Annotated in this window: 19 protein-coding genes; 12 read left to right on the top strand and 7 right to left on the bottom strand. The window is 66.1% G+C overall.

Translation table 11 applies throughout. The annotated features are described in order from the left end of the window. Positions 1-47 precede the first annotated feature (47 nt). Both O0K41_RS05165 and O0K41_RS05160 read right to left on the bottom strand, forming a co-directional pair. Entirely contained in the window at positions 48-380 is a 333-nt protein-coding gene (locus tag O0K41_RS05165) for a hypothetical protein (protein ID WP_049448176.1), read from the bottom strand. Positions 381-541: 161 nt separating this feature from the next. Further along, on the bottom strand, positions 542-940 hold the full coding sequence (locus tag O0K41_RS05160) for a RidA family protein (RefSeq protein WP_049448179.1): 399 nt from the start codon (positions 938-940) through the stop codon (positions 542-544). A 108-nt stretch (positions 941-1,048) separates the two neighbouring features. Between O0K41_RS05160 and O0K41_RS05155 the strand changes: the two genes are divergently transcribed. Continuing rightward, a complete protein-coding gene (locus tag O0K41_RS05155; RefSeq protein WP_164221832.1) occupies positions 1,049-1,942 on the top strand; it encodes a LysR family transcriptional regulator in 894 nt (297 codons plus the stop codon). Positions 1,943-1,997: 55 nt separating this feature from the next. Beyond that, positions 1,998-2,507 carry a DNA polymerase III subunit epsilon gene (dnaQ, locus tag O0K41_RS05150; protein ID WP_049448181.1) on the top strand — a complete coding sequence of 170 codons (510 nt, stop codon included), beginning with the start codon at positions 1,998-2,000 and terminating at the stop codon, positions 2,505-2,507. 13 nt (positions 2,508-2,520) lie between these two features. On the opposite strand, the gene O0K41_RS05145 is transcribed toward dnaQ, so the two are convergent. Next, positions 2,521-3,735 carry a glycosyltransferase gene (locus O0K41_RS05145; protein ID WP_108270104.1) on the bottom strand — a complete coding sequence of 405 codons (1,215 nt, stop codon included), beginning with the start codon at positions 3,733-3,735 and terminating at the stop codon, positions 2,521-2,523. Between the two features lie 278 nt (positions 3,736-4,013). Between O0K41_RS05145 and rpmB the strand changes: the two genes are divergently transcribed. The 5 genes from rpmB to uvrD all read left to right on the top strand — a co-directional run bounded on the left by rpmB (position 4,014) and on the right by uvrD (position 9,844). Further along, positions 4,014-4,250 carry a 50S ribosomal protein L28 gene (gene rpmB / locus O0K41_RS05140; RefSeq protein ID WP_005411638.1) on the top strand — a complete coding sequence of 79 codons (237 nt, stop codon included), beginning with the start codon at positions 4,014-4,016 and terminating at the stop codon, positions 4,248-4,250. A gap of 10 nt (positions 4,251-4,260) precedes the next feature. Beyond that, on the top strand, positions 4,261-4,428 hold the full coding sequence (rpmG, locus tag O0K41_RS05135; protein ID WP_169411268.1) for a 50S ribosomal protein L33: 168 nt from the start codon (positions 4,261-4,263) through the stop codon (positions 4,426-4,428). A gap of 233 nt (positions 4,429-4,661) precedes the next feature. Next, a complete protein-coding gene (gene cls / locus O0K41_RS05130; RefSeq protein ID WP_164221875.1) occupies positions 4,662-6,080 on the top strand; it encodes a cardiolipin synthase in 1,419 nt (472 codons plus the stop codon). A gap of 140 nt (positions 6,081-6,220) precedes the next feature. Next, positions 6,221-7,642: an FAD/NAD(P)-binding protein gene (locus O0K41_RS05125; RefSeq protein WP_164221834.1), complete on the top strand. Its 1,422-nt coding sequence runs from the start codon at positions 6,221-6,223 to the stop codon at positions 7,640-7,642. Between the two features lie 9 nt (positions 7,643-7,651). Next, on the top strand, positions 7,652-9,844 hold the full coding sequence (gene uvrD / locus O0K41_RS05120; RefSeq protein WP_164221836.1) for a DNA helicase II: 2,193 nt from the start codon (positions 7,652-7,654) through the stop codon (positions 9,842-9,844). Positions 9,845-9,948: 104 nt separating this feature from the next. On the opposite strand, the gene O0K41_RS05115 is transcribed toward uvrD, so the two are convergent. Beyond that, a complete protein-coding gene (locus O0K41_RS05115) occupies positions 9,949-10,686 on the bottom strand; it encodes a hypothetical protein (RefSeq protein WP_237398806.1) in 738 nt (245 codons plus the stop codon). A 109-nt stretch (positions 10,687-10,795) separates the two neighbouring features. Between O0K41_RS05115 and O0K41_RS05110 the strand changes: the two genes are divergently transcribed. Then, on the top strand, positions 10,796-11,122 hold the full coding sequence (locus tag O0K41_RS05110) for a low molecular weight protein tyrosine phosphatase family protein (protein ID WP_164221838.1): 327 nt from the start codon (positions 10,796-10,798) through the stop codon (positions 11,120-11,122). 90 nt (positions 11,123-11,212) lie between these two features. On the opposite strand, the gene O0K41_RS05105 is transcribed toward O0K41_RS05110, so the two are convergent. After that, on the bottom strand, positions 11,213-11,839 hold the full coding sequence (locus O0K41_RS05105; RefSeq protein WP_049448191.1) for a hypothetical protein: 627 nt from the start codon (positions 11,837-11,839) through the stop codon (positions 11,213-11,215). A 144-nt stretch (positions 11,840-11,983) separates the two neighbouring features. Here O0K41_RS05105 and O0K41_RS05100 point away from each other — a divergent pair, with 144 nt between their 5' ends. Further along, positions 11,984-12,538, top strand: coding sequence for a hypothetical protein (locus O0K41_RS05100; protein ID WP_049448193.1), 555 nt, complete (start codon positions 11,984-11,986; stop codon positions 12,536-12,538). A gap of 229 nt (positions 12,539-12,767) precedes the next feature. Then, positions 12,768-13,214, top strand: a complete 447-nt coding sequence (locus O0K41_RS05095; RefSeq protein ID WP_005411629.1) for a universal stress protein — start codon at positions 12,768-12,770, stop codon at positions 13,212-13,214. A gap of 269 nt (positions 13,215-13,483) precedes the next feature. Here the strand turns inward: O0K41_RS05095 and O0K41_RS05090 are convergent, their stop codons facing one another. Next, positions 13,484-13,768 (bottom strand): DUF2782 domain-containing protein, encoded by a 285-nt coding sequence (locus O0K41_RS05090; protein WP_005411628.1) that lies wholly within the window; start codon positions 13,766-13,768, stop codon positions 13,484-13,486. 98 nt (positions 13,769-13,866) lie between these two features. On the opposite strand from O0K41_RS05090, the gene polA reads away from it, so the two are divergent. Then, positions 13,867-16,641 carry a DNA polymerase I gene (polA, locus tag O0K41_RS05085; protein WP_308304448.1) on the top strand — a complete coding sequence of 925 codons (2,775 nt, stop codon included), beginning with the start codon at positions 13,867-13,869 and terminating at the stop codon, positions 16,639-16,641. A gap of 340 nt (positions 16,642-16,981) precedes the next feature. Beyond that, positions 16,982-17,461 carry a YetF domain-containing protein gene (locus O0K41_RS05080; RefSeq protein ID WP_024957711.1) on the top strand — a complete coding sequence of 160 codons (480 nt, stop codon included), beginning with the start codon at positions 16,982-16,984 and terminating at the stop codon, positions 17,459-17,461. Between the two features lie 42 nt (positions 17,462-17,503). Here the strand turns inward: O0K41_RS05080 and O0K41_RS05075 are convergent, their stop codons facing one another. Further along, positions 17,504-18,667, bottom strand: a complete 1,164-nt coding sequence (locus O0K41_RS05075) for a hypothetical protein (RefSeq protein ID WP_164221841.1) — start codon at positions 18,665-18,667, stop codon at positions 17,504-17,506. Positions 18,668-18,742 lie beyond the last annotated feature (75 nt).

The raw sequence follows: 18,742 nt of genomic DNA, 5'->3' as shown, positions 1-18,742 counted from the left end.
CCGGTTGTGAGTGAAACGGGAGCCCGCAATCGCGGGACGCGCTCAACTCACGCCCGGGGGGGACGCGTCAATTCATCCTGGGCGACCGCATAGGTCGCCGCGTCGCCGGCATTCATCCAGCGCGCCGGCAGTGGCGCACCGAAGGCGGCGAGGGTACTGGCCGGCAGGCTCAGGTTGGAGTGGTGGCAGTGGTTGTGGCCACAGGCACCAACATGCTTGCCGTCGGTATCGCCATCGGAATCCGGTGCGGACTCCACGTGCACCGTGCTGGCGTGCGGTTCCACCGTGCAGGCCAGCGCGTCGGCCACCGGCACGACCACGAATGCCGCCATCAGCAGCATCATCAGGTACGTACGCAGTTGGCGGGTGATCCGGCGCATGGAAGGGAGGCTAGCAAGCGGTTTTCGCCGGATACAATATCAATGGCCGCTTCGGGAATACGTCGGAATCTCCCGTTCAGGTGGGCCGGGCGCGGGGTCGGATCCCTTTCCGCCGGAAAGGGCTCTGACCCCGACACCTTGCTGCCGGCCAGCGGCCGGCACTACCGGTCTGCAGGCAGCTTCGCGATCACCTTGATCTCGAACTGGAACCCATACAGCCAGGTCACGCCGATGCCGGTCAGGGTCGGGTGCGGCGCCTCGCCCCAGTACTCGGGCACGATCGCCCAGGCCTTCTCAAAGTTCTTCTCTGGATCGACCAGGAACACGGTCACGTCGATCACGTCATCGAACGTGCAGCCCGCAGCAGCCAATACCGCATTGAGATTCTCGAAGGCGCGGCGCACCTGCGCTTCGAAGTCCGGCTCGGGCGAGCCGTCCTCGCGGCTGCCGACCTGGCCGGAGACGAACAGGAAGCCATTGGATCGGATCGCCGGCGAGTAGCGGTTGCGCTCGTACAGGGCCTGGCGGCCGGCGGGGAAAACGACATCACGCTGTGACATGGGGAAGATCCCGTGGGAGAGAACGCCATCCTCCACGTCAGTGCTGTCTGGATAAACCGCGATGATCGGCCTAGATTGATTGCCAATTCCAAACAATCATGGCCCGCCATGGACCGTTTCGAGGCAATGCGGGCCTTTGCCCGGGTAGTGGAAACCGGCAGCTTCACCCGCGCCGCGCAGACCCTGCAGATCAGCCGAACCACGGTCACCCAGCTGGTGCAGCAGCTGGAGGCACACCTGCGGCTGCGCCTGCTCAACCGCACCACGCGCCGGGTCAGCGTCACCGCCGACGGCGCGGCCTACTACCCGCGCATCGCCCGCCTGCTGGCCGAGCTGGAAGAAGTGGAGGGCGGGCTGGGCGACGCGGCCACCCAGCCACGCGGGCGGCTGCGCGTGGATGTGCCCGGGCCGTACGCGCGGTTGCGGCTGGTGCCGGCGTTGCCGGATTTCCAGGCGCGCTACCCGGAGATCCAGCTGGACATCGGCGTCAGCGACCGCGAGGTCGACGTCATCGCAGACAACGTCGATTGCGTGATCCGGGGTGGCACCCCGACCGACCCGGCACTGGTGGCGCGACCGCTCGGCGCCCTGCCGATCGGTTTCCACGCCAGCCCCGGCTATGTGCAGCGTTTCGGCCTGCCGACCGATCCGCGCGCGCTGGAAGGCCCCGATCACCACATGGTCGGCTTCCTCAGCCCGCGCAGTGGCCGGGCGCGGGTGTTCAGCGCGCAGCGCGGCGATGAGCGCGTTGAGGTGCAGGGCCGCTATACGGTCGGCTTCGATGATGGAAACGCCTATCTGGCCGCGGCGCTTGCGGGGCTGGGCGTGGTGGCGCTGCCCAGCTACATGGCCGAGCCGCACGTGGCGCGCGGCGAGCTGCTGCCGGTGTTGCAGGACTGGCAGCTGCCGCCGATGCCGATGCACGTGATGTTCCCGCCGAACCGGCACATGAGCCAGCGGCTGCGGGTGTTCATCGATTGGGTGGTGGAAGCGTTGGGGTGAGTGCATCGGTCGCGTGCGAAAATCGGCGTGCACGTACTGGAGAACGCACACCCTGATGAGCCGCATCGTTGCACTGGATACCGAAACCACCGGCATCTCCCACCGCCTGGGGCACCGGGTGATCGAAATCGGTGCCGTCGAACTGATCGATGGCCAGCTCACCGGCCGCCAGTTCCACACCTACCTGCAGCCGCAGCGCAAGGTGGATTGGGGCGCACAGCGCGTGCACGGCATCAGCGATGCGATGCTGGTGGGCAAGCCGCTGTTCTCCAGCAAGGCGGCCGAACTGCTGGAGTTCCTGCGCGGCAGCGAGATGGTCGCGCACAACGCTACCTTCGATGTGGGCTTCCTGGACAACGAGCTGCGCCTGTCCGGTATCCCCGGCACGCTGTCCCAGCACTGCCGCATCACCTGCAGCCTGAAGCTTGCGCGGGGACGCTGGCCGGGTCAGGGCAACAAGCTGGATGATGTGCTGCAGCGCCTGCGCATTCCCAGCCAGCGCGGCCTGCATGGCGCGTTGAAGGATGCTCACCTGCTGGCGCAGGTGATTCCGCACCTGCGCTGAGGCCTGGCCGCTGTCACACCGGCCGCAACCAGCGCTCGATCATTGCAACGCCACAGGCCACCCCGTCCTCATGGCTCATCGTCGCGCCCAAGGCAGCAGCCCGTGTACGCGTTGCGTCGGTTTCAACAAAGGTGATGGCTGCCGCCAGCGTTGCTGCGTCCAGCCGCTTCGGTGACAACGGTGCCGGTGCCACGCCCAACCGATACAGACGATCAGCCCAGAAGAACTGATCGGCGGCGAACGGCATCACCAGCGAAGGAACACCGGCGCGGCAGGCCGAATGCGTGGTGCCGCTGCCACCGTGGTGTATGGCGAATGCGCAACGCGGGAACAGCGCTTCGTGTGGAGTCGGCCCCAGTACGAAGACCGAATCGGGCAAGCGCATCGCAGGCAGTCCCACCCAGCCAGGAAACAGCAGCACCCGGCGTGGCGCCAGCGCCTGCAGCAGGGCCGGCAACACGCGCTCGCGATCAAAGCCGGTCATGCTGCCGAAGCCCAGATACACCGGCGCCGGGCCGGCATCGAGGAAGGCCTGCAGATCGGCCGGGGGTATCCAGGGCGCATCAGGAAGGCGCCATTGGCCACAGACGATGTGGTCGGCCGGCCAATCCGCCGGTGGCGGCAGCAGCTGCGGCGAGATGCCATAGAGCATCGGCAGGCCGGGCCACAGCGAGCGGCGCGGCGATTGCCCCAGCTGCTTGCGGGCTGCGTTGATCGGCCGACGGAACTGGCGCCAGATCAGGCCGTTGACCAGCCCATAGCTGGCGCGGTTCAACCAGCCCGGCGAGCGTCCCGGTGGCAGGAACGGAGAGCGGAAGGCCCGCGTCGGGGTCAGCGGGATCATGCCGGTGCCGATGACCGGCAGTCCGCGGCGTTCGCCCACGCTCATGCCGACAAAGGCCGCCAGGCCACCGGTCAGAATCGCATCGCAGCCTTCGGCAGCGGCATCGGCCTGGCGCATCCAGCCGCTGACATGCTGCAGCGCCATCCGTGCCAGCCCGCTACTGGCGGCGGCAACACCGTTGCCACGCGAGACCAGCGCGACCACTTCGTCATGGATGTCACCTTCAAGAGCCGCATGGGGCACATCCAGTGCCTGCGCGCTGCCCAGGGTGCCGCCATCGGCAAGCAGTGTCACCTCGTGGCCTGCGCCGATCAGCCCATGGCAGAGCATGGCCAGGGGACGCGTATCGCCTTCGGTTCCGTAGGTCAGGGCCAGCAGCCGCATGGAAAGCTCTGCAGTGAACCGGAGCAGTATGCCGGTTGGCGGGCTCCCGGCCCTGCCGGTTCAGCCGCAGCCTGTGGGTAACTTGCGCAAGTGCTTGAACCCGTGCATAATGCGCGGCTCGCTGTGTCCGGTTTTCTACCGGGCGGCGCCCCCGGGAGCACGTCCCCGGCCGCCCAACGCCAGCGTAACCCTTTGATTCTCTTGACGTGTGGTGGGCAACCATCGAGGCCGCCGTCTCCCGGGCTACGGGCTGACAACTACTACTATCGAGGTGCGCAATGTCCCGCGTATGCCAGGTTTCCGGCAAGCGAGTGCAGACGGGTAACAACGTCTCGCACGCCAACAACAAGACCCGTCGTCGTTTCCTGCCGAATCTGCACGAGCGCCGTTTCTGGGTGGCCAGCGAGAACCGCTGGGTCAAGCTTCGTGTTTCCGCGCATGCACTGCGCACCATCGACAAGAACGGCATTGATTCCGTTCTGGCTGAGCTGCGTGCGCGCGGCGAAAAGGTCTGAGGAGTAAAGCATCATGGCAGGCAAGCGCGATAAGGTCCGTATGATTTCCTCGGCCGGTACCGGCCACTTCTACACGACCGACAAGAACAAGAAGAACACCCCGGGGAAGATGGAATTCCTGAAGTACGATCCGGTCGTGCGCAAGCACGTCCTGTACAAGGAAGGCAAGATCAAGTAATCCGCAAGGATTGCTGGTCCCCGCGAAGAAACCCGCCCTTGTGGCGGGTTTTTTCATGCCCGATGTTCCCGTGGAGGGTGCCTGTGGGTGCCGACCGTTGGTCGGCACACTCCCTCCCCACCCCCGGTAGGTGCCAACCTTGGTTGGCACGCTGCTTCAACGCAGTCGAGCGCGGCTCGACTCTACAAAGGCCGGTGGGCAGAATGGCCCATCACCTCCCGACGGGCGACACGATGCTGTTCGAGTGGTTGCTGGGTTCCTACCTGCTGCTGATCGACTGGCTGATCCGGCTGGTCGCGCTGTGCTGGATTCCCACCCGCACCACGCCCGGCGCGGCGCGCAGCTGGCTGCTGCTGGTCGGCTTCGTACCGCTGCTGGGCCTGCCGCTGTACCTGCTGTTCGGCCATCCGTGGCTGTCGCGCGAGCGCATCCGCCGCCAGGCCGAGGCCTCGCAGGTGATCCGTGAGGAGCAGGCGCTGCAGCATCGCCTGCGCTGGACCCCGCAGCCCGACACCGCCAGCGCCGAGATCGTGCCGCTGGTGCAGCGCCAGGGCGATTTCATGCCGGTGCACGGCAACGCCGTCGATCTGCTGACCGACTACGACGAGTCGCTGCGCACGTTGATCGCCGACATCGACCAGGCCGAAGACCGCGTGCACCTGCTGTACTACCTGATGTTCGATGACGCGGTCGGCGAGGCCATTGTCGAGGCCTTGCAGCGTGCCGCCGCGCGTGGCGTGCAGTGCCGCGTGCTGCTCGATGCGGTGGGCGCCAAGCGTGGCCTGCGCGCCTATCGCAAGCGCCTGCAGGCGCGCGACATCGAAGTGCGCGCGATGCTGCCCGGTGGCCTGCGCTGGCGCCGCAGCGGGCGCATGGACCTGCGCAACCACCGCAAGATCGCGGTGATCGACAACGAAGTGGCCTATGTCGGTTCGCAGAATCTGGCGGGCCCACAGTTCGTGCCCGGTCACCCGAACCGCGAGCTGGTGGCGCGCGTACGTGGCCCGGCAGTGGCGCATCTGGAAGCGGTGTTCGCCAGCGACTGGTACATGGAAACCGGCCAGCGGCTGGACGTCATCGCCGATGTGCCCGAGTGCAGCGACGACATCGCCACCCAGCTGCTGCCCAGCGGCCCGGCCTACCCGTACAGCAACGCGCGTGATGCGGTTGCGGCGTTGATTCATCTGGCGCGACGCCGGCTGGTGATGGTCACCCCGTACTTCGTGCCGGACGAAGCCACACTGAGTGCGCTGCGTATCGCCGCATTGTCCGGCGTGCAGGTGCAGCTGATCCTGTCGGCCAGCAACAACCAGCGGCTGACGTCGTGGGCGCAGGAGGCGTACTACGACGAGCTGCTGCGCTGTGGCGTGCGCATCGCCCTGTACGAACCGCAGTTCCTGCACGCCAAGCACATGAGCGTGGACGAGGACATCGCCGTGCTTGGCTCGATCAACATGGACATCCGCTCGTTCGCGCTGAATGCCGAAATCGGCCTGATCTGCTACGACCGCGCGCTGGTGCAACAGCTATGCGCGATCGAGGATGGCTACCTGCGTGAAGCGTGGCAGCTGGATCTGCAGCAATGGCGCAGCCGCCCCACGTGGCGGCGCAGCCGCGAGGGCATCGCACGGCTGGCCGATGCGTTGATGTGAGTGGCGCGCACAACCGGCGGGATGGGTGCAACCGGAGGGGTAGAGTCGACTGTTAGTCGACTATCGCGCGCAGCGCGGGATTTTCTGCAAGAGCAGTCGACTGACAGTCGACTCTACCCCCGTCATTCCCATCATCGCCGATGGCCTACAATCGGCGCATGACTGATTCACCGCGTAATGGCGAACTGGACCTGGCGATCATCGGTGGTGGTGCGGCCGGGGTGCTGGTGGCGATCCAGGTATTGCGCCAGGCCCACGCGCCGCTGGCGCTGGCCATCTTCGAACCCGCCTCGCAGCTGGCCCAGGGTATCGCCTATGCCACGCCATGGCCGGAGCACCTGCTGAACGTACCGGCGGCGAAGATGAGTGCGTTTGCCGACCAGCCCGGCGATTTCCTCGACTACCTGACGGCTACCAACGCCTACCCGGGCGAGGCGCGCGAGGTGCTGGGCGAGCGTTACGTGTGTCGCCATTACTTTGCTGCCTACCTGCAGCAGCGCCTGCAGGAGGCCGCTGCGGCCAGCCCGGCGCAGCTGCAGGTGATCGCGCAGCCGGTGCTGGGCCTGCAGCCGGATGACCACGGCTACCAGCTGACATTCGGCGATGGCAGCACGCTGCACGCCGCGCAGGCGGTGCTCGCCACCGGGAACAGCATGCGGCCGCTGCCGGTGGCCGGTGCCGAGGCACTGCCCGCCGATGACGTGATCGAGGCCTGGGACTACGACGGCGTACGCACCCTGGCCGGCGAGCAGGCTGTGGCCATTGTCGGCTCCGGCCTGAGCATGGCCGATACCGTGCTGGCTCTGGTTGCCGCTGGTCACACCGGCCCGCTGCATGTGATCTCGCGCCATGGCCTGCTGCCGTTGCCGCATGCGCATGGCGGCCTGCCCACGTTCGACCCGGCCACGCTGCTGCCGATGAACCTGCGCCAGCGCCTGCGCGCATTGCGCCGGTTCGCTCGTCAGGCGCAGGCCGACGGCCTGCCGTGGCAGGGCGTGATGGACCGTATCCGTCCGCACGGGCAGGCGCTGTGGTGCAGCCTCGACGAGGCCGACCAGCGCCGCTTCCTGCGCCATGTGGTGCGCTACTGGGACGTGCATCGCCACCGCATCGCCGAAGAGGTGGACGCGCAGCTGCAGACCCTGCAGGACAGCGGCCAACTGCGCATCCACCGCGCCCGCCTGCAACGCGTCTGGCGCGAAGGCGAAGCCCTGCAGCTGTCTGGCCGCGACACCTCCGGCAATGAACAGCAGTGGACGATCGGCGGGGTGATCAACGCCACCGGTGTGGAAACCCGTGCCAGTGCACTGCGCAATCCGTTGCTGCAGCAACTGCTGGCCGATGCGCTGGCCCGCCCCGGCCCGCATGGGCTGGGCCTGGACAGCACGGTGCCGGGCGACCGCCTGTGTGCCGCCGGTGGCCAGCCGCAGGCACGGCTGGGCGTGCTCGGCAGCCTGCGCATCGGCAGCCTGTGGGAAAGCCTGGCGGTGCCTGAACTGCGTCAGCAGGCGCAGGCACTGGCCACCCAGGTGGTCGCAGGAGCCGCGACGGCGATGCCGTAAAATGGGGGCATGGATGTCTCCCACCTGCTTGATGGCCTGAACCCGGCCCAGCGCGAAGCCGTCTCCGCTCCCCCCGGCCACCACCTGGTGCTGGCCGGTGCCGGTTCCGGCAAGACCCGCGTACTCACCCACCGCATCGCCTGGCTGCATGAAGTCGACGGCGTGCCGACCCACGGCATTTTCGCGGTGACTTTCACCAACAAGGCGGCCGGCGAAATGCGCCACCGCATCGACGCACAGCTGCCCCATGGCAGCCGTGGCATGTGGATCGGTACCTTCCACGGCCTGGCCAACCGCCTGCTGCGCCTGCACTGGCAGGACGCGAAGCTGCCCGAAGGCTTCCAGGTGATGGACTCGGACGACCAGCTGCGGCTGGTCAAGCGCGTGGTGCAGGCGCTGGAGCTGGACGACGGCAAGTACCCGGCCAAGCAGATTGCATGGTGGATCAACGCACAGAAGGACGAGGGCCGACGCCCGCAGCACATCCAGCCCGAGCCGCACGATGCGTGGCTGGAAACCATGCGCCAGGCTTACATCGAATACCAGGCGCGCTGCGACCGCGCCGGCCTGGTGGACTTCGCCGAGCTGCTGCTGCGCGCGCATGAACTGCTGCGCGACAACCCGGCGTTGCTGTCGCACTACCGCGCCCGCTTCCGCGAGATTCTGGTGGACGAGTTCCAGGACACCAACGCCATCCAGTACGCCTTCGTGCGCGTGCTGGCCGGTGATTCCGGCCACGTGTTCGTGGTCGGCGACGATGACCAGGCCATCTACGGCTGGCGCGGCGCCAAGGTCGAGAACGTGCAGGGCTTCCTGCGCGATTTCCCAGGTGCGCAGACCATCCGCCTGGAACAGAACTATCGCTCCACTGCCAACATCCTCGGCGCTGCCAATGCGGTGATCGCGCACAACCCGGATCGCATCGGCAAGCAGCTGTGGACCGACAGTGGCGACGGAGAACCGATCGACCTGTACGCGGCGTACAACGAGATGGACGAGGCGCGCTACATCGTCGAGCGTGCCCGCCAGTGGGTGCGCGACGGTGGCAGCTACACCGAAGTGGCCGTGCTCTACCGCAGCAACGCGCAGTCGCGCGCGCTGGAAGAGGCGCTGCTGAGCGAACAGGTGCCCTATCGCGTGTACGGCGGCATGCGCTTCTTCGAACGTGCCGAAATCAAGGACGCGCTGGCTTACCTGCGCCTGCTGTCCAACCGCAACGATGACGCCGCCTTCGAGCGCGCGGTCAACACGCCTACCCGGGGCATCGGCGACCGCACGCTGGACGAAGTGCGCCGCGAGGCGCGCGCGCAGGGCATCTCGCTGTGGGAAGCAACGATGCTGGTCACCCAGGGCAACGCGCTGGCCGCACGCGCGCGCAATGCACTGGCCGGCTTCTTGGGGCTGGTCAACGAGCTGCAGGCGCAGACCGTGCACATGACCCTCGCCGAGCGCGTGGACCACGTGCTGGCCCGCTCGCAGCTGCGCGAGCACTGGAGCAAGGAAAGCCGCAATTCGCTGGATTCGGAATCGCGCACCGACAACCTCGACGAACTGGTCTCGGTCGCTTCGCGCTTCGTGCGCCGCGCCGACGACATCGAGGAAGTGGGCGAGGACATGGACGAGCTGGTCGCGTTCCTGGCCTACGCCGCGCTGGAGGCCGGTGAAGGCCAGGCGCAGGCCGGCGAGGACGGCGTGCAGCTGATGACCCTGCATTCGGCCAAGGGCCTGGAATTCCCGCTGGTGTTCCTGGCGGGCATGGAAGACGGCCTGTTCCCCAGCGCACGTTCGCTGGAAGAAAGCGGGCGGCTGGAGGAAGAGCGCCGCCTGGCCTACGTGGGCATCACCCGCGCGCGCCAGAAGCTGGTGCTGAGCTACGCCGAGTCGCGCCGCATCCACGGCCAGGACAACTACAGCCTGCCGTCGCGCTTCCTGCGCGAGATTCCGCGCGAGCTGCTGCACGAAGTGCGCCCGAAGGTGCAGGTCTCGCGGCCTGCCTCGATGGGCGCCAGCCGGGTGATGGGCCATGCCTCGATCGAGGCGCCGCCAGTCAAGCTCGGCGCGCTGGTCACCCATCCCAAGTTCGGCGAAGGCATGGTGACCGACTACGAAGGCAGCGGCGCGCACGCCCGCGTGCAGGTCGAGTTTGCTGATGCCGGCAGCAAGTGGCTGGTGATGGCCTACGCCAACCTGACGGTGATCTGATCACCGTCAGGGGGCGGGAATTCCTGTAGAGCCGAGCCATGCTCGGCTGCTTCAGGCGGGAAAACCAGCCGAGCATGGCTCGGCTCTACAACAGCGGTCGGCTATCAGCCGATGGTGAACTTCTCCACGGCTGCCACCAACCCGGCGCGGTCCATCGCTTCTTCATCCTGGCGGTTGCGGATCAGCGCGTAGTGGCCTTCCGCCGGCGACAACACCTCGATCACTTCGCCGCGGTAGTTGGTGATCTCGATGAAGCCGTTGCTCACTCCGCTAACGTTATCGATCTCCGCTATCAATGTCTCCAGGCTCACAATGGCACCGTCCTTGTCCGTGCCGCCACCAGTGCGGGGATTGTCGAAGTACACGCTGATCTTCGGCTGCCTGGTCCTATGCAAGTTGTTGACGTCAACGATGTGATGTGTGGACCACCTGAAATCCTCTGCTGATTCGTTGCCGTTGAACTCACACCGGAAGATCGGCAGGCACAGGAACAGACCCGTGCGCTTCTCGATCCCATTCAGAAGCCCGTGATAAGTGCTGGGAACCGCCATCGCATGAGTGAACCCATAGGCGTTGGAAGGAATTTCAAAGATCGTTGGCCCATCATGTGAAAGACGGGGCGGCGCGTTCAGCACAACGCTGGCGGCGAACTCCGGATCATCGACATTTTTGGACGCGATCGCGAGGTCATGTTCCTTGGCATTTCTGATGCAGCAATAGAGCACGTACGTCGCGACTACGTACTTGCTGAAGTAGCAGTCGTGCGCCTCGGCTACCTCTGCGAACGTCGTTAACAGGTCATCCTTGGTGATCATGGGCATCTGGACGGTGGAAAGGCCCATGATGGTCTTTCGAGTGTTTTCCGGCCATGCAACTTGTCCGAATGTACCTGAGTGGGGTCAGAGCCCTTTTCCGTTGGAAAAGGGATCCGGCCCCGATTAGGCTGCGCGCATGACCCGCAACGTGCTCTTCCTCTGCAGCCAGAACCGCCTGCGCAGCCCCACCGCCGAGCAGGTATTCGCCGATTGGCCGGGCATCGAGACTGCCTCGGCCGGGTTACTGGCCGATGCCGAGGAAGTGCTCAACCCCGAGCTGCTGCAGTGGGCCGATATCGTGTTCGTGATGGAGCGCGCCCACCGCAACCGGCTGTCCAGCCGCTACAAGGCATGGCTGAACGGCAAGCGGGTGATCTGCCTGGATATCCCGGACGACTACGATTACATGGACCCGGTGCTGGTTGAGCTGCTGAAGCGCAAGGTCACGCCGTTCCTGCGTTGACGGGCTGTTATAGAGCCGAGCCGATGCTCGGCGGCGTCTGGCGCGAAAAGCAGCCGAGCATCGGCCCGGCTCTACTAGAAGGACAGAGCGTCAGTCCTGCGCCTTTGAACCGGCCGCCGCATCCTGTTCGGACATCGACTGCTGCAGGCTGCTGGTGAAACTCTTTACCGCGCGCTCCAGTGCGATCTCCCAGTTCTCGCGTGATGGCACCTGGAAGATGTTCGCGCCATGCCCGGTGGCGGTGAAGGCACGGGTCTGGCCGTCCTTCCGCGCAACGACCTGCACCGAAATGTCGGCCAGCATCTGTTGTGTGGATGACACCATCCGGAAGAAGTTCGCCGGCATCTTGACCGAGAAATCGGTGAGCGAGGCCTCCAGTTGCGTACATGAGGTTTCGCACTGATCGGCGGTGCGATAGCCCATGTTTCGCAATGCCTGGATCATGATTTCGCGCGTCTTGTCCGCCGCTGTGGTGGACTCGATGGAGACAAGGACGCCGTTGCCTTGACGAACCACCCCGGCAATGTTCTTCGCACGGTCGGCTGCCGCAACTTCCGGGTAATAGACCGGACGACCGTCGCGCACGGGCCCCACCACCACTACCGGACCCTGTTCGGGATTCACCCGGATATCGGGCACGTTCACGCGCACCACTTCGGTGCGGATGCCGCAGCCGGTGAGCAACAGCAGCAGCGCCGGTGCAATGATCGACTTCATGTATTCCCCCTGTTGGAATGATGTCCTTGCGACGCGCATTATCGCTTGGCTGGCAGACGGGGGGGGCTTTGGTCTGGGCAGGGAAAGTCGGCCGAGCATCGGCCCGGCTCTACAATAGGCGGCACTTCTTCCAGGAACGCCCCCATGACCGAACCCACGCTGCACGTCACCGTGACGTTGAATGCCAAGCTGCAACCCGAACACCGCCATGAACTGTTCGAGGATCCGCTTGACGCGTTGTTGCAGGCGGCCCAGGTGGGCGAGCTGACGGGCGGCGGCACTGCGATGTCCGATCTGGGTGAGGTCGAATACGGCGACATCGAAGTGGCGCTGGTCGATGCCGATGGCGTGCCGAAGCTGATCGACCTGCTGGAGCAGTTGGGTGCACCGAAGGGCTCGAAGATCCACGGCGCGGGCGAGGCCGACCTCAGCTTCGGCGTGACCGAGGGCCTGGGCATCTACCTGGATGGCCTGAACCTGCCGGACGAAGTCTACGAGCAGTGCGATTCCAACCACGTGTTCGAGCAGCTGTCGGAGAGCATCGACGGCCTGGGCGAGATCTGCAGCTGGTGGCAGGGCCCGACCGAGACCGCGCTGTACATGTACGGCCAATCGTTCGAGGTGATGCGCGATGCGATCGCCGGATTCGTGGCCAGCTACCCGCTGTGCCAGAACGCGCGCATCGTGCAGATCGCCTGAGCGACGTTGTTGTAGAGCCGAGCCCATGCTCGGCTGCCTTTCCCGCCAGAAGCAGCCGAGCACGGGCTCGGCTCTACAGAGAAGGGCGGGCCGGGCCTGTCCCCCGGACCACGTGACGGTGCGCACACGCCGCTGCGCGACGCCGGATTGATCCTGCTCAAGGCGCCGCCTCCACATCCGGTGTGCAATGGTGTCGTTCCCATCTGGCAGACCGCCACGGAGCCCCACCATGTACAAGCGCATCCTGATTGCCACCGACGGGTCCGAGCTGGCCGACAAGGGCCTGGCGAAGGGCTTGGAGCTGGCCAAGGACCTCAACGCCGAGGTCGATATCGTCACTGTTTCCGAGCCGTGGGCGGTCGGCATGTACGACGCCATGGGCTGGAGCGTGGGTTACATGAACAGCCCCGAGTACAAGGCCGACCGCGAGGAAGGGGCGCAGAAGGTACTGCAGCCGGCGCTGGCCAAGGCCGCCGAGCAGGGCATCACCGCCAACCCGGTACACGTGCTGGACCGCTATGCGGCCGACGGCATCATCGAGACCGCCGGCGAGCGCAACAGCGACCTGATCGTGATGACCTCGCACGGCCGCCGTGGCGTGACCCGTGTACTGCTGGGCAGCCAGACCGCCGAAGTGCTGGCACGCAGCACGCTGCCGGTGCTGGTCATCCGCTGATCCATACCCGCAGATTCAAGCGTTCCCGGGGAGGGGACCCGACGCCGGCCGCAGGATGCGCGCCGGCGTTGTTTTTTGTGGGGGATCGGGGGCGGATCCACGCATGGCGTGGATCTACTGATAGGCGGTCTCCCACGCATGGCGTGGACCCACGTTCGTTGTCCCGGTAGATCCACGCCATGCGTGGATGGGCCGTGCCAATCACCCTGAGGGGGTCAGAGCCCTTTCCTGTGGAAAGGGATCCGACCCCGGTCACAACCCCGGTCACCTCACCAGCTGTACAGCTTCCAGTACACCGGCGACACACCGTCCTTGTCGTTGTCGAAACGGCCGTCGCCGTTCTTGTCGTACATGTAGAACGGAGCACCGCGCGATGGCGTCACCTTGACCATGCGCAGCTGGCCGGACACACGGTATTCCTCGATGACATCGCCGTTGTCCATGGTGCGCTTGGAGACATCGGCGCCCTTGACGTCCACTGGGGGAGCACCTGCGCCACCCATGCTGGCGCAGCCAGCGAGCAGGAGCAGGGAAGCCAGCATCAGGGTCTTCATCGGCGGGGGCCTTTGCCTGGAGAGAGCCCTGATTATGCCCCATCGCCAGGTGCGTGCCGTGTCGTCGCGGTGCAGGCACGGGCGCGTAGAATCGGCCCATGAGCAGATTAGTCCTGATCGACGGGTCCAGTTACCTGTACCGCGCGTTCCACGCGCTGCCGCCCCTGTCCAATGCACAGGGTGAACCCACTGGCGCACTGTTCGGCGTGGTCAACATGCTGCGTTCGACGCTGAAGGAACGCCCGGCCTACGTCGCGTTCGTGGTCGATGCGCCCGGCAAGACCTTCCGTGACGACCTGTACGACCAGTACAAGGCCAACCGCCCGCCGATGCCCGATGAGCTGCGCAGCCAGGTCGAGCCGATGTGCCGCATCGTCGAGGCGCTGGGCATCAGCATCCTGCGCGTCCCCGGCGTGGAAGCCGACGATGTGATCGGCACGCTGGCCCTCCAGGGCCTGGCGCAGGACCTGAAGGTGACCATTTCCACCGGCGACAAGGACTTCGCCCAGCTGGTGCGCCCGGGCATCGAGCTGGTCAACACCATGACCGGCAGCCGCATGGATTCGGATGCGGCGGTGATGGAGAAATTCGGCGTGCGCGCCGACCAGATCATCGACCTGCTGGCGCTGATGGGCGACGCGGTCGACAACGTGCCGGGCGTCGAGAAGTGCGGGCCGAAGACCGCTGCCAAGTGGCTGGCCGAGTACCAGCACCTGGATGGGGTGATGGCGGCCGCGCCCTCCATGAAGGGCAAGATCGGCGAAAACCTGCGCGCGGCACTGGAGCGGCTGCCGCTGAACCGCGAGCTGGTGACCATCCGTACCGACGTGCAGCTGGACGCCAGCCCGACCACGCTGGCCCTGCGCGAGCAGGATGTGCCGGAGCTGACCGAGCTGTATACGCGCTATGGCTTCACCCAGGCGCTGAAGGAGCTGGGCGCGCCGGTGCCGGCACCGGTGGCCGCCAGCGAGGCGACCCCGAGCCTGCGCGGCACTGCGGCCGGCTTCGCGCGAGGCAGCGTCGAGGCGCCCGCCGCCGGCACGCTGGATCCGGCACTGTCCGCGCCGGGTGAATACGAGACCGTGCTGACCGCCGAGCAGCTGCACGCCTGGGTCGAACGCCTGCAGCAGGCCGACCTGATCAGCTTCGATACCGAGGCCGACGCGCTGGACGCGATGCGCGCGCGCCTGGTGGGCATCAGCCTGGCCGTCGAGCCGGGCAGGGCGGCGTACATTCCGGTCGGCCACGATTACCCGGGTGCGCCGGCCCAGCTGCCGATGCAGCAGGTGCTGGACGCACTGCGCCCGGCGCTGCAGGACCCGGCGAAGAAGAAGCTGGGCCAGCACGGCAAGTACGACCTGCATGTGCTGCGCCGCCACGGCGTGGCGGTGCAGGGCTACCACGATGACACCATGCTCGAGAGCTTCGTGCTCAATTCCACCGCCACCCGCCACGACATGGATTCGCTGGCCCTGCGTTACCTGGGCTACAGCACCATCAAGTTCGAGGACGTGGCCGGCAAGGGCGCCAAGCAGATCCCGTTCTCGCAGGTAGGCATCGACGAAGCCAGCCGCTATGCGGCCGAAGACGCCGACATCACCCTGCGCCTGCACCACGCGTTGCAGCCGCAGCTGCTGGCCGAGCCGGCGCTGGACAGCGTGTACCGCAACATCGAGATGCCGCTGGTGCCGGTGCTGGCCAGCATTGAAGCCAATGGCGTGCGGATCGACACCGACGAACTTCGCCGGCAGAGCCAGGACCTGTCCTCGCGCATGCTGGCCGCGCAGCAGAAGGCCACCGAGCTGGCCGGGCGCAGCTTCAATCTGGATTCGCCCAAGCAGCTGCAGGCGGTGCTGTTCGACGAGCTGAAGCTGCCGGCGGTGGTGAAGACCCCGAAGGGCCAGCCCAGCACCAATGAAGAGGCGCTGGAGGCGATTGCCGACCAGCATGAGCTGCCGCGGGTGATCCTCGACTACCGCGGGCTGGCCAAGCTGCGCAGCACCTACACCGACAAGCTGCCGGAGATGGTCAACCCGGACACCGGCCGGGTGCATACCAGCTACCACCAGTCCGGTGCCGCCACCGGCCGCCTGTCCTCCTCGGACCCGAACCTGCAGAACATCCCGATCCGCACCGAGGATGGCCGCCGTATCCGCCGCGCGTTCGTGGCGCCGGAAGGCTTCCAGCTGCTGGCGGCCGACTATTCGCAGATCGAGCTGCGGATCATGGCGCACCTTTCCGAAGACCCGGGCCTGGTGCGTGCCTTCGAGCAGGGTGCCGACGTGCACCGTGCCACCGCCGCTGAGGTGTTCGGGCGCACGCTGGAGGAGGTGACGCCGAACGAGCGCCGCGCCGCCAAGGCGATCAACTTCGGGCTGATGTACGGCATGAGCGCCTTCGGCCTGGCCCGCAACCTGGGCATCGACCGCGGCCAGGCGCAGGATTACGTGGCGCTGTACTTCAGCCGCTACCCGGGCGTGCGCGATTTCATGGAGCGGATGCGCCAGCAGGCCCGCGACCAGGGCTATGTGGAAACCCTGTTTGGTCGTCGCCTGTACCTGAACGACATTCATGCACGTAACCAGGGCCTGCGCGCCGGTGCCGAACGCGCGGCGATCAACGCGCCGATGCAGGGCACCGCCGCCGACATCATCAAACGCGCGATGGTGGACGTGGACCAGTGGCTGCGTGACAGCGGCGCACCGGCACGGATGATCCTGCAGGTGCACGATGAACTGGTGTTCGAAACCGAAAGCAGTTTCGTTGAAGACTTGCGTTTGCAGGTGGTCGAGCGCATGTCGCAAGCGGCCAAACTGCGGGTGCCGCTGGTGGTCGATACCGGCGTCGGCAACAACTGGGACGAAGCGCACTGAGGGTATTTCAGGCCGAAAACGACGTGAATTCGTTCATTCGTCAGAGGTTTCTGACTCGATCATGAATGTTGTCCTGATCGAGGTTCATTAAATTGGGCCCCTTCACGAACCGTTAGTGTTCGGAGTGCTTCTATAACTCTCGACAGGCGCAACGCCTGTTGTGGATCTCTCCCATCCCCTGGAGCAGATCTCGGAACGGGGACTCCTCCCCAAGTGCCCGTTCCCCGGCCCCGTTGACCTCCCCCTGGTCAGCGGGGCTTTTTATTTGTGCCGCCGCAGCACCAGGGATGGGGTCAGATCCTTGGTGCTAGGCTGGGCTACCGTTCCACAGGGGAAGACCATGCCCGATCTGTTTGCACTGGCAATGCCCTGGTGGGAGTTCATCCTGCGCGCGGTGGTGGTCTATGTCGTGGTGCTGGGCATGGTCCGGCTTGGCGGCAAGCGGGCTCTAGGACAGATCACGCCCTTCGACGTGCTGTTGATCGTGCTGCTGGGCAATGCGGTGCAGAACGCGCTGCTGGGCACCGATACCTCGCTGGGCGGCGGCCTGCTGCTGGCCGCGACCCTCATCCTGCTCAACTATGGGGTGGGCTGGCTGACCACCCGGAATCGACGCATGGAGCGGATGATCGAAGGAGAACCTACCGTAATCGCGCGCGATGGCCGGCTTTTGGAGGGTGTTCTCCGCCGCGAACTGATCAGCCGGGCCGATTTCGATGCTGCGTTGCGCCAGCAGGGTGGCCTGCGGATCGAGGATGTGCAGATCGCCCTGCTGGAGACGACCGGGCACATCACCATCCTTCCGCGGAAGGGCACCTGATCGTGCAGCACCGAGCATGGGCTCGGCGCTACAGGGCATCATTCACGGTGTGCAGCGGGTATTGCCGGCCGCCGGTTTGCGCTCGTAATAGGCGAATTGATTGCCGCTGTCGATACCGACCAGGTTGCCGTTCTGCAGCAGCTGCAGCACGAAGTCGCTGCCGATATCGCGGTGGATGAGGATGCGGCCGTCGCTCAGGCTTGCCCGCAGTGGCTGTTCGCGGCCACGGGCCTCAACCACACCACCCTCGAGGAAACGCAGCTGCGACAGCACGCTGCGCTCGGCTTCAAAGCTGCCACAGGGCAGTGCGGCGGCCGGCACCGGCGTGAGCGCTGCCGCGGGGGCGCTGGCGAGAACGGCAAGGTCTTTGGCCGGACCGCAGGCCGGGGCATCCGCGCGCTGTGCACAGGATCGCTGCAGCGCATCGCGGGCCTCCTGCAGGCGGCCACTGCTCCACAAGGTTTCGGCGGTGTCGGCGCAGAACGTTTCGCCCTGTTGCACGCGGCAAAGGTCGATCAGTTCATCAAGCTGTGCAGGTGGCAGAGGCGCATCCACGGAATGCTGCAGGCCGAGCAGGGCCTTGCCCATCATTTCCGAGGCAATCTCTTTGGCTGCCGTCATGCAACCCTCGGCGTCGAACGAGGGCAGCTCCTCCCTGCAGATCTCGGGAATCGGCGGTTCTTCCTTTCTGGGCGCTGCGTCCTTGGCCTGCTGCTGGTAGGTCTCCAGCAGGCGCATGCAGGCTGCGCCCACGCCCTCGGCGCACCAGGCGTGCAGTTTCACGGGTGCGGCCTCTGGCAGCGCCTCCAGGCACTCGGAGGTGTTCATCACGCAACCGTCCTCGACGGGCTGCGGCATCGTCTTGCAGGCGGCGGCGTGCTCACGGGTGAACTCGCGATAGGGCGTGCTGATCGTGCGGTCGTTGTCCGAGAAGTACCAGTTTTCCAGCTGGCCCGTGGAGAGGTTGCCGGTACCGAGCACGTCTTCCTGGCGGGCGATGCGCAGTTCCTCGGTGGCCTGGTAGGGGCCGGACAGGAAGCCGTGGCCTTCGCTCTCCAGGGTCAGCGTGGTGTTGCCGCTGCTGTCCTTGTAGGTGCCGCAGGCCATCGACTGCGCGGCGGCCGGCAGGCTGGCCGAGGCCAATGCAAGCAACAGCAGGGAGCGCCAGCCCACAGCGCGGGGGCGGGGGGAAACAGCAGCGGGCATGGGGTCATCCTTGAAGGAAGTGAGCAGGGCCTGTCCGGTGCGGGGCGCACCACAGGCGCGAGAAGGGGCCCCCCC

The sequence above is a fragment of the Stenotrophomonas sp. Sm2128 genome (genome assembly GCF_030985535.1).
Classification (GTDB): Bacteria; Pseudomonadota; Gammaproteobacteria; order Xanthomonadales; family Xanthomonadaceae; genus Stenotrophomonas; species Stenotrophomonas maltophilia.
The sequence above is the reverse complement of the archived record's forward strand: the minus strand, read 5'-3'. Positions and strand labels throughout refer to the sequence as shown.

What these genes read in the sequence shown, in the direction of transcription:
- O0K41_RS05165 (WP_049448176.1), bottom strand. Translation starts at nt 380, where the DNA reads ATGCGCCGGATCACCCGCCAACTGCGTACGTACCTGATGATGCTGCTG.
- O0K41_RS05160 (WP_049448179.1), bottom strand. Translation starts at nt 940, where the DNA reads ATGTCACAGCGTGATGTCGTTTTCCCCGCCGGCCGCCAGGCCCTGTAC.
- O0K41_RS05155 (WP_164221832.1), top strand. Translation starts at nt 1,049, where the DNA reads ATGGACCGTTTCGAGGCAATGCGGGCCTTTGCCCGGGTAGTGGAAACC.
- dnaQ (WP_049448181.1), top strand. Translation starts at nt 1,998, where the DNA reads ATGAGCCGCATCGTTGCACTGGATACCGAAACCACCGGCATCTCCCAC.
- O0K41_RS05145 (WP_108270104.1), bottom strand. Translation starts at nt 3,735, where the DNA reads ATGCGGCTGCTGGCCCTGACCTACGGAACCGAAGGCGATACGCGTCCC.
- rpmB (WP_005411638.1), top strand. Translation starts at nt 4,014, where the DNA reads ATGTCCCGCGTATGCCAGGTTTCCGGCAAGCGAGTGCAGACGGGTAAC.
- cls (WP_164221875.1), top strand. Translation starts at nt 4,662, where the DNA reads ATGCTGTTCGAGTGGTTGCTGGGTTCCTACCTGCTGCTGATCGACTGG.
- O0K41_RS05125 (WP_164221834.1), top strand. Translation starts at nt 6,221, where the DNA reads ATGGCCTACAATCGGCGCATGACTGATTCACCGCGTAATGGCGAACTG.
- uvrD (WP_164221836.1), top strand. Translation starts at nt 7,652, where the DNA reads ATGGATGTCTCCCACCTGCTTGATGGCCTGAACCCGGCCCAGCGCGAA.
- O0K41_RS05115 (WP_237398806.1), bottom strand. Translation starts at nt 10,686, where the DNA reads ATGGGCCTTTCCACCGTCCAGATGCCCATGATCACCAAGGATGACCTG.
- O0K41_RS05110 (WP_164221838.1), top strand. Translation starts at nt 10,796, where the DNA reads ATGACCCGCAACGTGCTCTTCCTCTGCAGCCAGAACCGCCTGCGCAGC.
- O0K41_RS05105 (WP_049448191.1), bottom strand. Translation starts at nt 11,839, where the DNA reads ATGAAGTCGATCATTGCACCGGCGCTGCTGCTGTTGCTCACCGGCTGC.
- O0K41_RS05100 (WP_049448193.1), top strand. Translation starts at nt 11,984, where the DNA reads ATGACCGAACCCACGCTGCACGTCACCGTGACGTTGAATGCCAAGCTG.
- O0K41_RS05095 (WP_005411629.1), top strand. Translation starts at nt 12,768, where the DNA reads ATGTACAAGCGCATCCTGATTGCCACCGACGGGTCCGAGCTGGCCGAC.
- O0K41_RS05090 (WP_005411628.1), bottom strand. Translation starts at nt 13,768, where the DNA reads ATGAAGACCCTGATGCTGGCTTCCCTGCTCCTGCTCGCTGGCTGCGCC.
- polA (WP_308304448.1), top strand. Translation starts at nt 13,867, where the DNA reads ATGAGCAGATTAGTCCTGATCGACGGGTCCAGTTACCTGTACCGCGCG.
- O0K41_RS05080 (WP_024957711.1), top strand. Translation starts at nt 16,982, where the DNA reads ATGCCCGATCTGTTTGCACTGGCAATGCCCTGGTGGGAGTTCATCCTG.
- O0K41_RS05075 (WP_164221841.1), bottom strand. Translation starts at nt 18,667, where the DNA reads ATGCCCGCTGCTGTTTCCCCCCGCCCCCGCGCTGTGGGCTGGCGCTCC.